Source organism: Salipiger sp. ABF4_146 (genome assembly GCF_056161345.1).
On the sequence record NZ_JBSWYX010000001.1, the window covers coordinates 379,641 to 392,759 of the forward strand.

Sequence of the window (13,119 nt, forward strand, 5' to 3'; positions counted from 1 at the left end):
CGCAGGCACAATGCCCGCGCTCCACGTCGGACGCAGAGCGCGCCGGGGATCAACGTCCCGGTCTTAGGCGGCGTCGCTGCTGGCAAGACCAGAGGTCATGACGACAGCCGGGGCCTGCAGCCCGCGGATCGACGCCTCTTCGTCGGGATCGCTTTCGAGGGTTGCCAACGCTTGGGTCAGCACCAGCAGGCCAATGAGCGTGGCTGCTTTGACGATGCCGAAGTCACGCGCGTGACGATAGAACCTGTGATGACGCGCCATGTATCCCTCCTGCGCATAGGTGAACCCTTCAGTTCAGTATTGCACTCAGTATCCCACTCGGGCCCGGCATGGACAATTCACGTTGACGCGGGGTCGCGTGTGCTGGGCGAGTCGTAGCGCATGGCCGGCCAAAACTGGCGCAGGATTTCGGAAAACTCCGTCTGCGCCCTCAATCTGCGCAACAAATGTAAAAATTTCTCGCGCGCCGCGCATTTTTTCTGAGCCGTTGGGTGTTGACGCCCCCTGCCCCTCCGCCTATGTTCCGCCGCACGCATAGACGGAGCCGCCGATTATGGGCCTACTTGTAATCATTGTAGAGACATGGCGCATGGGCCGGTAATCGGAACCATAATGGACCCCCATGCGCCCCCGAAATCCTCGGGGGCTTTTTTGTGCGCGAAAGAAATGAGTGAATGACGTCTGGAACGGAGACCGCGATGACACGTCAGATGACCGGAGCGAAGATGGTGGTTCAGGCCCTGAAGGATCAGGGTGTGGACACGGTATTCGGCTACCCCGGTGGCGCGGTGCTACCGATTTATGACGAGATCTTTCAGCAAAACGACATCCGCCACATCCTCGTGCGGCATGAGCAAGGCGCGATCCACGCCGCCGAAGGCTATGCCCGCTCGACCGGCAAGCCCGGCGTGGCGCTGGTGACCTCGGGCCCGGGCGCGACCAACGCGGTGACCGGCCTGACCGATGCGCTGCTGGACTCGATCCCGATCATCGTGCTGTCGGGTCAGGTGCCGACCTTCATGATCGGCTCGGACGCCTTCCAGGAGGCGGACACCGTTGGCATCACCCGCCCCTGCACCAAGCACAACTGGCTGGTGAAAGAGACCGACAAGCTGTCGGCCATCATCCATCAGGCGTTCCACGTGTCGACCTCGGGCCGTCCCGGCCCGGTGCTGATCGATATTCCCAAGGACGTTCAGTTCGCCACGGGCGATTACACCGCCAAGCCGCAGGCCCCGGTCGGCCACTACCAGCCGCAGGTGAAGGGCGACATCGAGACCATCACGCAACTGGTCGAGGCGATCGAAACCGCAGAGCGCCCGGTGTTCTACACTGGCGGCGGCGTGATCAACTCCGGCCCTGCCGCGAGCCAGTTGCTGCGCGAAATGGTCGAGGCCACCGGCTTCCCGATCACCTCGACACTGATGGGCCTTGGCGCCTACCCCGCCTCGGGCAAGGCGTGGCTGGGGATGCTCGGTATGCACGGTCTTTATGAGGCCAACCTCGCGATGCACGGCTGCGACCTGATGATCAACATCGGCGCGCGCTTCGACGACCGGATCACCGGCCGCCTCGACGCCTTCTCGCCGCGCTCGAAAAAGGCGCATATCGACATCGATCCGTCGTCGATCAACAAGGTGATCAAGGCCGACATGCCGATCGTCGGCGACGTGGCGCATGTGCTCGAGGACGTGCTGAAGATCTGGAAGGCGCGCGGCCGAAAGGTGAACCGCGAGGCGATCGCCAAGTGGTGGCAGCAGATCGAAGAGTGGAAGAAGGTCGAATGCCTGACCTACCGCAAGTCCGAGACGGTGATCAAACCGCAGTACGCGCTGGAACGTCTGGAGGCGCTGACCAAGGGGCATGACCGCTACATTGCAACCGAGGTCGGCCAGCACCAGATGTGGGCGGCGCAGTACCTTGGGTTCGAGGACCCGAACCGCTGGATGACCTCCGGCGGCCTCGGCACCATGGGCTATGGCTTCCCCGCCTCGATCGGCGTGCAGGTGGCGCACCCCGACAGTCTGGTGATCAACGTCGCGGGCGAGGCGTCGTGGCTGATGAACATGCAGGAGATGGGGACCGCGGTGCAGTTCAACCTGCCGGTGAAGCAGTTCATCCTCAACAACGAGCGGCTTGGCATGGTGCGCCAGTGGCAGCAGCTGCTGCATGGCGAGCGCTATTCGCAAAGCTGGTCCGAGGCCCTGCCCGACTTCGTCAAGCTCGCCGAGGCCTTTGGCGCCAAGGGCATCATCTGCAAGGATCCCGCCGATCTCGACGACGCGATCATGGAGATGATCAACCACGACGGGCCGGTGATCTTTGACTGCCTCGTCGAGAAGCACGAGAACTGCTTCCCGATGATCCCGTCGGGCGAGCCGCACAACAAGATGCTGCTCGGCGACGCGCAGGCGACCAATGCCATCGCCGGCAAGGGCGCTGTTCTGGTCTGATCACCTTGCGGACGGGGTCACCCGTCCGCTTCCCGCCACATGCGTTCCGGACAGCCGGTCAGAGGAGGACGCCGGATGATCTTTGCCGCCATCACCCCGGTGCCTTTGCCCGCCGCAGTGCCGGCTGCCAGCGCCAAAAAAGCGCGGCGCCCCCACTCCGGACGCCGCGCACTCGGTACTGAAAAAACTGGTAAAATTACTGCTGAAATGCCGGTTGAAAAGGTCTTTCTGAAACCGGTCTACAGGATGATGTCGAGCAATCCGTCGTCGCACTCTTCGGCGTATTCGTCGTCGCCATGCGCGTCGCTGCCGCCGCCTTCGACGTTGCCGGTCAGCAGCGCAAAGAGATTGATGTCCTCGCCCACGTCGGCGTCGGCGAGCGCGGTGACGTCGATGTCTTCGCCAACATCGGCATCGGCGATCGCATCCACATCGAGCCCGTCCTCATCAAGATCGGCACTGGCGAAAGCATCAACGTTGATGCCGTCGTCGCCGCCAATGTCGGCATCGGCGAGCACATCCACATCTAGCCCGTCTTCGCCGAGATCGGCGCTGGCGAACGCGTCCACGTCGATGCCCTCCTCACCACCGACGTTGACCCCGGCCAGAACATCGGTGTCGAGCCCATCTTCGTCGAGATCGACATCGGCGATGGTGCCGAGATCAATGCCGTCTTTGCCGCCGATGTTCACATCGGCCAGCAGATCCACATGCAGGCCACCGTCATGCTGGTCTTCGTCTTTCGAGTTGAAGCCCTTGAAAATTCCGAACATCAATAACTCCTCCTGTTGGCTGCGCCTTGTGACGCACAGCAGGAGTCACGAAAAAGAGAGCGGAACGGTTTCCAGTAAATCAGGCAACATTGTGTCCACCCTTGGTCAACAATCCGCCACATTTGCCGAAAGGCCCGCCCCGCCCCCCGCGTTGCAATAAGGAGCTGCAAGAATGTCGCCGCTACAGATCAAGAAGGGTTCGTCCAAACATTCGGCCTACAACCTCCGGCCGACATTCTCGGACGTGCAGGAAACGCATACGATCACCGTTCTGGTGGAAAACGAGCCGGGCGTTCTGGCCCGCGTGATCGGCCTCTTCTCGGGGCGCGGCTACAACATCGACAGCCTGACCGTGGCCGAGGTGGATCACGAAGGACACCTGTCGCGCATCACCATCGTCACCACCGGCACGCCGCAGGTGATCGAACAGATCAAGGCCCAGCTCGGGCGCATCGTGTCGGTGCGCGACGTGCACGACCTGACCGCCGAGGGCAGCTCGGTCGAGCGCGAACTGGCGCTGCTGAAGGTGGTGGGTGCTGGCGAGAAGCGGGTCGAGGCGCTGCGCCTTGCCGATATCTTCCGCGCCAATGTGGTCGACAGCACGCTGGAAAGCTTTGTCTTCCAACTGACCGGCACGCCTGACAAGATCGACGCCTTTGCCGACCTGATGCGGCCCCTTGGCCTTGTGCAGGTGGCGCGCACCGGCGTCGCGGCGCTGTCACGCGGTCACGAATAAGACTTAGTTGTCGCCAACCGGCGACAGCGACCTTCACAGATGTGACTTTCAGAAATGCGAAAGGGTCCGCAAAGCGGACCCTTTCTTGATTCCGAGGCGCGACGTTCCGGAGTGGTGGTTAGGCGACAAATGCCTTTTCACGTCGACGGCTTCCCGGAAAGGTGATCACCCGCTCCCCAGCCGGGTGATCAACCGTGCTCGGCGCTGCGGGATCCCCCGCGACGCGCAAACTCTGAGCAAGACCGAAGTAGGATTGCGACTCAAGACGTTCAGGATTGCTCGCCAGCCGCAGGCTTTCGCCCTCGGTGACCTCGAATTGAATGAGATCGCCGACATCCAGTTCCGCGCCGTCGTGAATGCTCGGTTCTGATTGGTGCCAATAGGCCAGATCACCATGGTCTTCACACCAGATGACTGCCTTCTGTTCGGTTTGATCGGCCCAAAGCACGACACCATACATTTTACGTGACATGGACACACCCCCACCGTCTCTCCCTTTAACACTGACGCACTCAAGCATCTCGGCACATGGCGCGAAACGTGACGCACGCTTGCTTTTTGTGACAATATGCGCAACGCTTGTCGCGCAATGGCATCACACCTGACGCCATAGCGCGACAGGTAATCAGTTCAAAGGGAGGAATGGCCCATGGATGGCGTTGTCCTTGAGGGAACTGTCTCGAAAAAGAAAGCAAACGGAATGGAAAACCGTCCCGGAGACAGACAATCGCAGCCCAGCCCCGCAGAATTGCGCAGCGTGTTTGGCGCGAATCTCCGAAGGCTTGGCAAGAACGCCGCGTCCATTTCAGCCCTATGCCGTGACCTTGGAATTAACCGGACGCAGTTTAATCGCTATCTGGCCGGAGAATCCTTTCCGCGACCGGACGTGCTGCATCGGATCTGCACTTTCTTTGATGTGGATGCGCGCATTCTGCTCGAGCCGGTCGAGGACATTCGCCAAGAGCCGCGCGATCTGCTGAGCCACCCGTTCATCGCCGATTACGTCGGTGCCGGGATGACCGGCCTTGTCGAAGACGATTTCCCCTCGGGGTTTTATCGCTTTTCACGCGCCGCCTTCTCTGAAGAAGAGCGCTTCGTGGTGGGGCTGGTGCAGATTTCGCGTCAAGACGGGTACACCTTTCTGCGCGGCTTCGAGCCGAAAGAGGCCTTGGCGATGCACGACCTGCCAACCGATGCCGCCTCGCGCGAGTATCGCGGGCTGGTCATGCCGCAGGCCGAGGGCATCGCCGCGCTGGTCAGCCGCCGCGACGCGGTGACCACCTCGTTCAACTACCTCTCGCGCGCCGCCGCGCTCGCCAACCATTTCTGGGTCGGCTACACTGTGCGCACCACGCCCGAAAACCCCTCGGGCCGACGCGCCGCGCGGCTGGTTTACGAATATCTTGGCTACGACACGCACAAGGTGCTCTCTGCCGCACGCGGCAGCGGCTACCGCACGGTGAAGGAACTGGTGCCCTTCCACCGCCAGCAGCTGCGGGTCAACGAGCCTTTCCGCTGAAATGCATCGAGGGTGCCCGCCGCGCGGGGGCCCTCGGCGCGTCTGCTGCGGGTCATCTGTCCTCGATCCGCAGCAGATCGTAAAGATGCCACGTGGCGTGCCCCAGTACCGGCAGCGCCACGAATAGCCCCAGAAACGCGGGCAGCATCGCCACGAAGGTCACCACCGCCAGCAGCGCGCCCCATCCCAGCATTAGCACCGGATGCGCCATGACGTATTGGAACGAGGCGATCATCGCGGTGACGAAATCTATGTCCCGGTCCAGAAGCAGCGGCAGCGCCAGCACGGTGATCATGTAAAGCAGCGTGGCGAACCCCGCGCCAACCACCGTGCCCACCGCCAGCATGGTCAGCCCGTTTGGCGTTAGGAACACCTCGAGGCTGGACGACACATTGGTCATCGGCGCAAGGCCAAGGAACAACGCAAAGATCATATGGCCGAGGAAGAACCAGAACAGAAAGACGATGACGATCACCGCGCAGAGCGACGGCAACTGCCGCTTTGACTGCCGCAGGATAACGCTGAAGATCTGCATCCAGTCCAGCGGCTGACCGCGTTCGAGCCGCCGCGACACCTCGTAAAAGCCCACCGCGGCAAAAGGGCTGATCAGCGGAAAGCCGATCGCCGCAAGCACCAGCCAGAAGCTCGTGCCGGTCGCCAGCGTCAGCCACGCCAGAAACAGCCCGGCCAGCACATAGACCCCGGCAAACACCAGCGCAAAGCCCGGCGCGAAGATCAGATCGGACCAGCCGCGCCGCAGCGCCTTGCGCAGCAGTTTCACAGTTACGTCGGAAAATTCCGGCACACCGGGCAGTGGCGCCTCGGCGTGATCCCGCGGCCCGTAGCCCTCTCCGGCGCTGTCCATGGCGGCCTCCCCCCTCGTATCCCCTCTGGACAGGGATTTAAGCCGGGAAGGCCCTGTTTAGGCAAGCATCCTTTGGGAAGGGCTGCGCGGGATCAGTCGTCGCGCGCGTCGGCGCGGGACTTGCCCGACACCTGCTGCGCCAGCGTCGCGCCCATGAACGGGTCGAGATCACCGTCGAGCACGCCTTGCGTGTCCGAGGTCTCGTGGCTGGTGCGCAGGTCTTTGACCATCTGGTAGGGCTGCAGCACGTAAGAGCGGATCTGGTTGCCCCAGCCCGCCGAGCCCTTGTTCTCGTGCGCCTCGTTGATCGCCGCGTTCCGGCGGTCCAGCTCCATCTGATACAGGCGCGACTTCAGGGCCTTCATCGCGATGTCGCGGTTCTGGTGCTGCGATTTTTCGGACGAGGTCACCACGATGCCCGTGGGATGGTGGGTGATCCGCACCGCCGAGTCGGTGGTGTTGACGTGCTGACCACCTGCCCCGGACGAGCGGTAGGTGTCGACGCGGATGTCGGCGGGGTTCACTTCGATCTCGATATTGTCGTCGACCACCGGGTAGACCCAAACCGACGCAAAAGAGGTCTCACGCGTGCCCTTGCCGAAGGGAGAGATGCGCACCAGCCGGTGCACGCCGCTTTCGGACTTCAGCCAGCCATAGGCGTTGGGGCCCGAGATTTTGTAGGCGCAGGACTTGATGCCCGCCTCGGCGCCCGCTTCCTCGGATTGCAGTTCGACCTCGTAGCCGCGTTTCTCTGCCCAGCGGACGTACATGCGCTGCAGCATGGCGGCCCAGTCGCAGGCCTCGGTGCCGCCAGCGCCGGCGTTGATCTCGAGGAACGTGTCGTTGCCGTCGGCCTCCCCGTCCAGAAGCGCCTCAAGCTCTTTCTGAGCGGCGGTCTCTTCCAACGTCTTCAGCGCGGTCTCGGCCTCGGAGACGACCTCGTCATCCTCTTCCATCTCGCCCATCTCGATCAGCTCGATCTGGTCCGCCAGTTCCTGCTTGATCGACTTATAGGTGTCGATGGCGTCCACCAGTTGCTGGCGTTCGCGCATCAGCTTCTGCGCGGCGGCGGGATCGTCCCAGAGGTTAGGGTCCTCGACGCGGGCGTTGAATTCCTCGAGCCGGAATTCCGCCGTCTCCCAGTCGAGCCGCTGCTCCAGCAGGTCGACCGACTTCTGGATTTTCTCGACGGTGTTCTGGATCTCGGCGCGCATGCGGGTCTTCCTGGGAAAAGGGCGGTTTTGGTCTGGCGTTTGTTCCGGGGGACATAAACCAGCGCCCGCCGCCCTTCAAGCGCAGAGCGCCGAACGCCTTGGCTCACCGCGAAAACCGCAGCGCGGCAGAAGGGCCGATCACCGCGCCAACCGCTGCACCGTCCGCAGGCCGGGCGCGAACGCGCGGCGACCCGCCGCAGCGGGCTCACCTCGTGGCTGCCAAGCTGGCGCGTACCATGATCGCGACTTCAGCCCGCCGCGCCCCCGGCGAAGACGGTGATCGTCGGCAGATCGGTCAGCGGAGCCCCGATCAGCCGCATTGCCGCCAGAGAAATGCGGCTGCCGCCCGACGCCGGACCTTCGATCGGGCGCAGTTCCACCTGCGCCGATTTGCCGGTGCCGGGATAGACCACCCTGCCCTGCGTCACGCTGGAGACCAGCGGCGTTTCCAGCCAGAACCCCGGCTCGGCCGGATCGCCCAGCGAGGCGACAGTGCTGCCCAACTCGCGGCCCGAACTGCTTGGTGCAGCCGCGGCGGCCCGCTCTTCGACGCTGGTGGTGTCGAACTCTTCTTCGGTGCGCGCACTGGCGGGCGGACGGGCCGTGGTCACCGAGGTGTCGGACGGTGCCGTGCTTTGCGGGGCACTGGCCGTCGGGGTCTGCGCGCCCTGCTGCGCGCAGGCGCCAAGCGCGACGAGCGCCGCGCCTAGAACGAATTTCGGCGCCTGCGCCAGCAGGGGCGCCGGGCTGCGATGGAGGGCGGGTTTGGCAACGTTCACTGTCATGTGTGCAAGATTAGGGCGCCCCCCCCGGTCTGACAATCGCGCAGCGCCTTGTCCCGGCAGGGTTTCGCGCATACATTCAGCGTCATGACCCCGCTTGTCGATCCATTCCACCGCCCGATCTCTTACCTGCGCGTCTCGGTGACAGACCGCTGCGATTTTCGCTGCGTCTACTGCATGTCCGAGAACATGAGCTTCCTTCCCAAGAAGGAGTTGCTGACGCTCGAAGAGCTCGACCGCCTGTGTTCCACATTTGTCGGCCTCGGCGTCGAAAAACTGCGCATCACCGGCGGCGAGCCACTGGTGCGGCGCGACATCATGACTTTCTTCAACGCCATGACCCGGCATCTCGACTCGGGCGCGCTGAAGGAGTTGACGCTCACCACCAACGGCTCGCAGCTTGAACGCTTCGCGCAGCCGCTGTGGGACGCCGGCGTGCGCCGGGTGAACATCTCGCTCGACACGCTGGACGAACAGAAGTTCGCCGACATCACCCGCTGGGGCCGCTTGCCGCAGGTGCTGCGCGGCATCGACGCGGCGCAGAAAGTCGGCATGCGCGTCAAGCTCAACGCCGTGGCGCTGAAGGGCTTCAACGAAAGCGAGCTGTTCTCGATGACCGAATGGTGCGCCGAGCGCGGCATCGATCTGACCTGGATCGAGGTCATGCCCATGGGCGACATCGGCAACGAAGACCGTCTGGGCCAGTACTGGAAACTGTCGGATGTGCGCGCCAAACTCGCCGAGCACTACACGATCACCGACCTGCCCGAGAGCACCGGCGGCCCGGCGCGCTACGTGCGGCTGGAAGAAACCGGCCAGAAGATCGGCTTCATCACCCCGCTGACGCACAATTTCTGCGAAAGCTGCAACCGCGTGCGGCTGACCTGCACCGGCGAGCTCTTCATGTGCCTCGGCCAGGAAGACAATGCCGACCTGCGCGCGCCGCTGCGCAATCACCCCGACAGCAACGCGCCGCTGGAACGTGCGATCCGCGAGGCCATCGCGCGCAAACCCGAGGGGCATGATTTCGACTATTCGCGCCAGTCGGTGGATGGCCGCGTGTCGCGTCACATGAGCCACACCGGCGGCTGACAACTGACTGAGACGACTTACGAGTGAGGGGGCGCTGCCCCCTCGCCGCTGCGCGGCTCACCCCCGGCGTATTTTCAAAGAGAAGAAAGCGCGATGCAGCGCCAACAAAAAAGCGCCCGCCTCGGGCTACCGGGCGGGCGCTTTCTTTGGTCTGAGTGAGATGAGGCCGAGCGTTACTCGCCCTGCAGCAGCGTGGTGATGCGGCGCACGGCGGCGCGGCGGTTTTCTCGCTCGTCGCCTTGGCTCTGCACCGCGAGATCACTCTCACCATAGCCCTGCAGCACCATGTTCGCCGGCGGCACCTCGAAATACTCGGTCAGCGCCAGTGCCACGGATTCCGCACGGCGGTCAGAGAGCGCGAGGTTGTAGCTCGCCGGCCCGGTCGCATCGGTATGGCCCTCGATCAGAAAAACCTCCGACGGGTTCTGCTCGATCATCCGCTTCATCGCATTGCCGAGCGCCGCGAGTTCCTCGGCCTCGCCGGGGCGGATCGCCGCGGAGTTGGTCTGGAAGGTCACCGTGTCCACCGAGATCTCGGGCACCAGATGGCGCACGCGGTCGATGTTGCGGATCTGGTTGAGCGAGAAGGCACGATCGACGCCGCCGCTTTCCTGCGCGGCCAGCGCGGCGGCAAGGTCCTCGCCCTGAACATCTCGGAAGTTGAGGCGCTGCGTGCGCGCCTTCGGCAGATCGCTCACCACAACGTCGCGCGCCTGCTGCGTGTCGTCGAACAGCGTCACCTGCTGGCCATCGGGCAGGATCCGCGCACGGCGCAGCACCCGGCCATCGGCCGCCTTGATGGTTTCGACGCTGGTGCCGTCGTCATAGGCGACCACGGTGCGGGTCGAGCCGTCGTCATAGCGGTAGGTCTTCACATCGGAGCCCGGCTGGCGCAGCAGCACGTCGTCGTTGCGCAGCACCCGGTACTGGCCGTTCTCCTCGACCACAACACGGTCACCGGTGTTCTGCACCACCTGCGCGTCATCGCCGATCATCTGGCTCAGCGCGAAGGTGCCCAGCCCCAGCAGCGCCGCCTTTTCGAAGTTGCTGAGGCCGTCTTCATCGTCGTCCTCGCGATCGGCGCGCTCGTCGCGGCTTTGCTGCGCTGCGTCTTCGCGGGCCTGAAGGTCGGTGGCGAAGTCCTCATCCGAACTGCGCACGTCGGCATCGGTAAGGGTCTCCTCGGACATCTCGGCCTCGCTGCTGGCCGCGTCAGAGGCGGCGGCTGCTGCGGCGGCAGGCTGCTGCGTGTCCTGACGGGCCACCGCTTCGGCCTGTGCCTCGGCGCTCGGCTGTGTGGGCTCCTGCGGGGCGGACTGGGTGTCCTCGGCAGACTGGCGCGGCTGCGCATCGTCGCCCTGGGTCTGAGTGCTGCGCTCCTCCTGTTGCGCCGGTTCGGCGCCGCGGTCTTCTGCGCGGTCCTGCGACGCGATCTCGCCAGCCGTCTCGGCATCTGCGTTGGCTTCGGCTTGCGCTGCCGTGGCTGGCGCGTCGCTGCCCTGAGCGGGCTCGGACGCCGCCTGTCCTTCAGGCGCGGTCTCTACGGCACCATCCTGCTGAGCTTGCAGGTCTTTGGCCAGATCGTCCGCGGCAACGTCCTGCTGCTCTGCATTCGGTTGCGCGGTCGGTGCCGCTTCGGGCGCGGTTTGATCGGCGCGCGGCGCTTCCGGGCCTGCGTCCGCGTCCTGCTGAGCCGTAGGAGCTTCGGCGGTCTCGCCGCTTGCCGGCTGCTCGGGGGCCGTACCACCTGCCTCTGCGCGCTCCGGCGCCTGCTCTTCGGACGCGACCTTCGGTTCGGCGGCTTCAGCTGTGCTGGCCTCGCCATCGGAGACTCCGGGCTCCTGCGCTTGCTGGGTGTCGGCATCGGCTTTGGGCGCCACCTGCGCTTCGCCCGACGTGTTCGCCGGCGCCTGAGCATTTTCCTCCGGTTGCAGCTCCGCGCCCTCGGCCTTCTGGTCGCGGGCGTCCTTGCCCTTGGGTGTCTGCGCGTCCGCGGTCTCGCTGGTGTCCTCCGAATGCGCGCCCTCGGGCGCGGCGGCCTGCGTCTCGGCTCCAGCGTCGCGGGGTCCTTTGCCTTCGGCCTTCTGCGCCTTCACGTTCTCAGCGGCTTCCTCCTGTGCCGCCTCCCGCTTTTGCGGCCCGGCAGCTTTGCCAGCAGCTTTGCCCTCTGCCGCCGCCTGCGGCGCGCAGTTCGGTGCGTCGGGCGTCTCGGCACAATCGGCAGCGTTGCCTTGGCTCTGCGCGGCAACCGGCATCGCGAGGCTTGCCGCCAGCGCCAGCATGGTTGTCGATTTCAGAAGACCCTTGGTCATTTCCTCGTCCTTTCTCCTCTCCGCTTGCGCGGCATGAGGGGGCAACGTGGAGAAGGCCAAAAGGTTCGCGCAAAACGTCTAAATAATAATCACCTTTTGTGCGGAACACCTGGCCTAAGCGCGCAGCAGCGCCATCAACCGCGCCTTCTCGCCACTGTCGCCAGCGCTGGAAATCACCGCGCCAAGAGCTTCGAGGGAGGCGATGGAATGGCCCGCGCGAAAGCTGTCCACATGCGGCAGCATGGCCCGGATGCCGGCGGCTTTTGGCGCGAACCCATCCCAGCGCAGCAAGGGGTTGAGCCAGATCAGCCGCCGCGCCGAGAGATGCAGCCGCTGCATTTCCTTGGCCAAGACGCCGCTGTCATCACGGTCGAGCCCGTCGGTGATCAGCAGCACCACAGCCCCCTGCCCCAGAACGCGGCGGCTCCAGTCGCGGTTGAACGCGTGCAGGCATCCGCCGATGCGCGTGCCGCCCTCCCAGTCCTGCGCCTCGGCGCCCGCCGCGCGCAGCGCTGCGTCCACATCGCGGGTGGCCAGATGCCGGGTGATATTGGTCAGCCGGGTGCCGAAGGTGAAGGCATGCACCTTGGCCCAGCCCGCGCCCTTGCGGTTGGCGACCGCGTGCAGGAAATGCAGCACCATCCGCGAGTACTGGCTCATCGAGCCGGAGATATCGCACAGCACCACGAGGTTTGGCCATTTCTCACGCGGACGCTGATGCGCCAGCGCGCGCAACTCGCCGCCCTGCCGCAGCGCCGCGCGCAGGCTGCGCCGCCCGTCGATCCGCCGCCCCCGCGTCGCCGCGATGCCGCGGCGCGAGGGCAAGGGTTTCACCGGCAAGGTCAGCCGCGCCAGCATGCGTTTGGCCTCGGCGATCTCCTCGGTCGACATCTGCTCGAAATCCAGCGACTTCAGCCGCTCCTCGCGCGAGACGGTGAAGGACGCATCGACCTCGAACTTCGTCGCCTCCTCCTCCGCTGCCTCCTCGGGCAGATCAGGCAGCGCGTCGCCAAGGAGCGCCTGCGCGGCGCGCTTCTCGGCCGCCTGCGCTTGCGTCTCCTCCTGCACGCCGCGCACCGCGGGCAGCATCATCGACATCATGTGCTCGAGATAGCGCGGGTCGCGCCAGTAGAGGCGGAACACCTGCGCGAAGACCAGCCGCTGCTCGGGCCGCGAGACAAAACAGGCGTGCAAGGTCCAGTAGAAATCCATCCGGTCCGTGAAGCCCGCCGCCTCCACCGCGCGCACCGCATCCACCACCCGCCCCGGCCCCACCGGCAGTCCGGCGCGGCGCAGGGCGCGGGCGAAATGCAGGATGTTCTGCGCGAGGCGTGGGTGCTCGGGGAGCGTGAGGGGGATTTGCTCGGCCATCT

Annotated in this window: 12 protein-coding genes; 4 read left to right on the forward strand and 8 right to left on the reverse strand. The window is 64.8% G+C overall.

All coding sequences use genetic code 11. The annotated features are described in order from the left end of the window. Positions 1-63: 63 nt before the first annotated feature. Positions 64-261, reverse strand: a complete 198-nt coding sequence (locus tag ACXAJT_RS01835) for a hypothetical protein (RefSeq protein ID WP_475232377.1) — start codon at positions 259-261, stop codon at positions 64-66. Between the two features lie 437 nt (positions 262-698). Between ACXAJT_RS01835 and ACXAJT_RS01840 the strand changes: the two genes are divergently transcribed. Continuing rightward, entirely contained in the window at positions 699-2,453 is a 1,755-nt protein-coding gene (locus tag ACXAJT_RS01840) for an acetolactate synthase 3 large subunit (protein ID WP_475232379.1), read from the forward strand. 239 nt (positions 2,454-2,692) lie between these two features. On the opposite strand, the gene ACXAJT_RS01845 is transcribed toward ACXAJT_RS01840, so the two are convergent. Next, the gene (locus tag ACXAJT_RS01845; protein ID WP_475232381.1) at positions 2,693-3,226 is read right to left on the reverse strand and encodes a hypothetical protein; all 534 of its coding nucleotides are present in this window, start codon (positions 3,224-3,226) and stop codon (positions 2,693-2,695) included. Positions 3,227-3,398: 172 nt separating this feature from the next. On the opposite strand from ACXAJT_RS01845, the gene ilvN reads away from it, so the two are divergent. Next, positions 3,399-3,962 (forward strand): acetolactate synthase small subunit, encoded by a 564-nt coding sequence (gene ilvN, locus ACXAJT_RS01850; protein WP_475232383.1) that lies wholly within the window; start codon positions 3,399-3,401, stop codon positions 3,960-3,962. 118 nt (positions 3,963-4,080) lie between these two features. Here the strand turns inward: ilvN and ACXAJT_RS01855 are convergent, their stop codons facing one another. Further along, positions 4,081-4,434, reverse strand: a complete 354-nt coding sequence (locus tag ACXAJT_RS01855) for a S1 domain-containing protein (protein WP_475232385.1) — start codon at positions 4,432-4,434, stop codon at positions 4,081-4,083. Between the two features lie 228 nt (positions 4,435-4,662). Here ACXAJT_RS01855 and ACXAJT_RS01860 point away from each other — a divergent pair, with 228 nt between their 5' ends. Continuing rightward, positions 4,663-5,481 (forward strand): helix-turn-helix domain-containing protein, encoded by an 819-nt coding sequence (locus ACXAJT_RS01860; protein WP_475232387.1) that lies wholly within the window; start codon positions 4,663-4,665, stop codon positions 5,479-5,481. 52 nt (positions 5,482-5,533) lie between these two features. Here ACXAJT_RS01860 and ACXAJT_RS01865 read toward each other — a convergent pair whose 3' ends face one another. The 3 genes from ACXAJT_RS01865 to ACXAJT_RS01875 form a co-directional block, all read right to left on the reverse strand. Continuing rightward, positions 5,534-6,346, reverse strand: a complete 813-nt coding sequence (locus ACXAJT_RS01865) for a DUF2189 domain-containing protein (protein WP_475232389.1) — start codon at positions 6,344-6,346, stop codon at positions 5,534-5,536. Between the two features lie 92 nt (positions 6,347-6,438). Then, positions 6,439-7,560: a peptide chain release factor 2 gene (gene prfB / locus ACXAJT_RS01870; RefSeq protein ID WP_475232391.1), complete on the reverse strand. Its 1,122-nt coding sequence runs from the start codon at positions 7,558-7,560 to the stop codon at positions 6,439-6,441. 248 nt (positions 7,561-7,808) lie between these two features. Beyond that, positions 7,809-8,345 carry a hypothetical protein gene (locus ACXAJT_RS01875; RefSeq protein ID WP_475232393.1) on the reverse strand — a complete coding sequence of 179 codons (537 nt, stop codon included), beginning with the start codon at positions 8,343-8,345 and terminating at the stop codon, positions 7,809-7,811. An 84-nt stretch (positions 8,346-8,429) separates the two neighbouring features. Here ACXAJT_RS01875 and moaA point away from each other — a divergent pair, with 84 nt between their 5' ends. Continuing rightward, positions 8,430-9,434 carry a GTP 3',8-cyclase MoaA gene (moaA, locus tag ACXAJT_RS01880; protein WP_475232396.1) on the forward strand — a complete coding sequence of 335 codons (1,005 nt, stop codon included), beginning with the start codon at positions 8,430-8,432 and terminating at the stop codon, positions 9,432-9,434. Positions 9,435-9,607: 173 nt separating this feature from the next. Here the strand turns inward: moaA and ACXAJT_RS01885 are convergent, their stop codons facing one another. Further along, positions 9,608-11,746 (reverse strand): OmpA family protein, encoded by a 2,139-nt coding sequence (locus ACXAJT_RS01885; protein WP_475232399.1) that lies wholly within the window; start codon positions 11,744-11,746, stop codon positions 9,608-9,610. Positions 11,747-11,860: 114 nt separating this feature from the next. Further along, entirely contained in the window at positions 11,861-13,117 is a 1,257-nt protein-coding gene (locus tag ACXAJT_RS01890; RefSeq protein WP_475232401.1) for a vWA domain-containing protein, read from the reverse strand. Between the last annotated feature and the right edge of the window lie 2 nt (positions 13,118-13,119).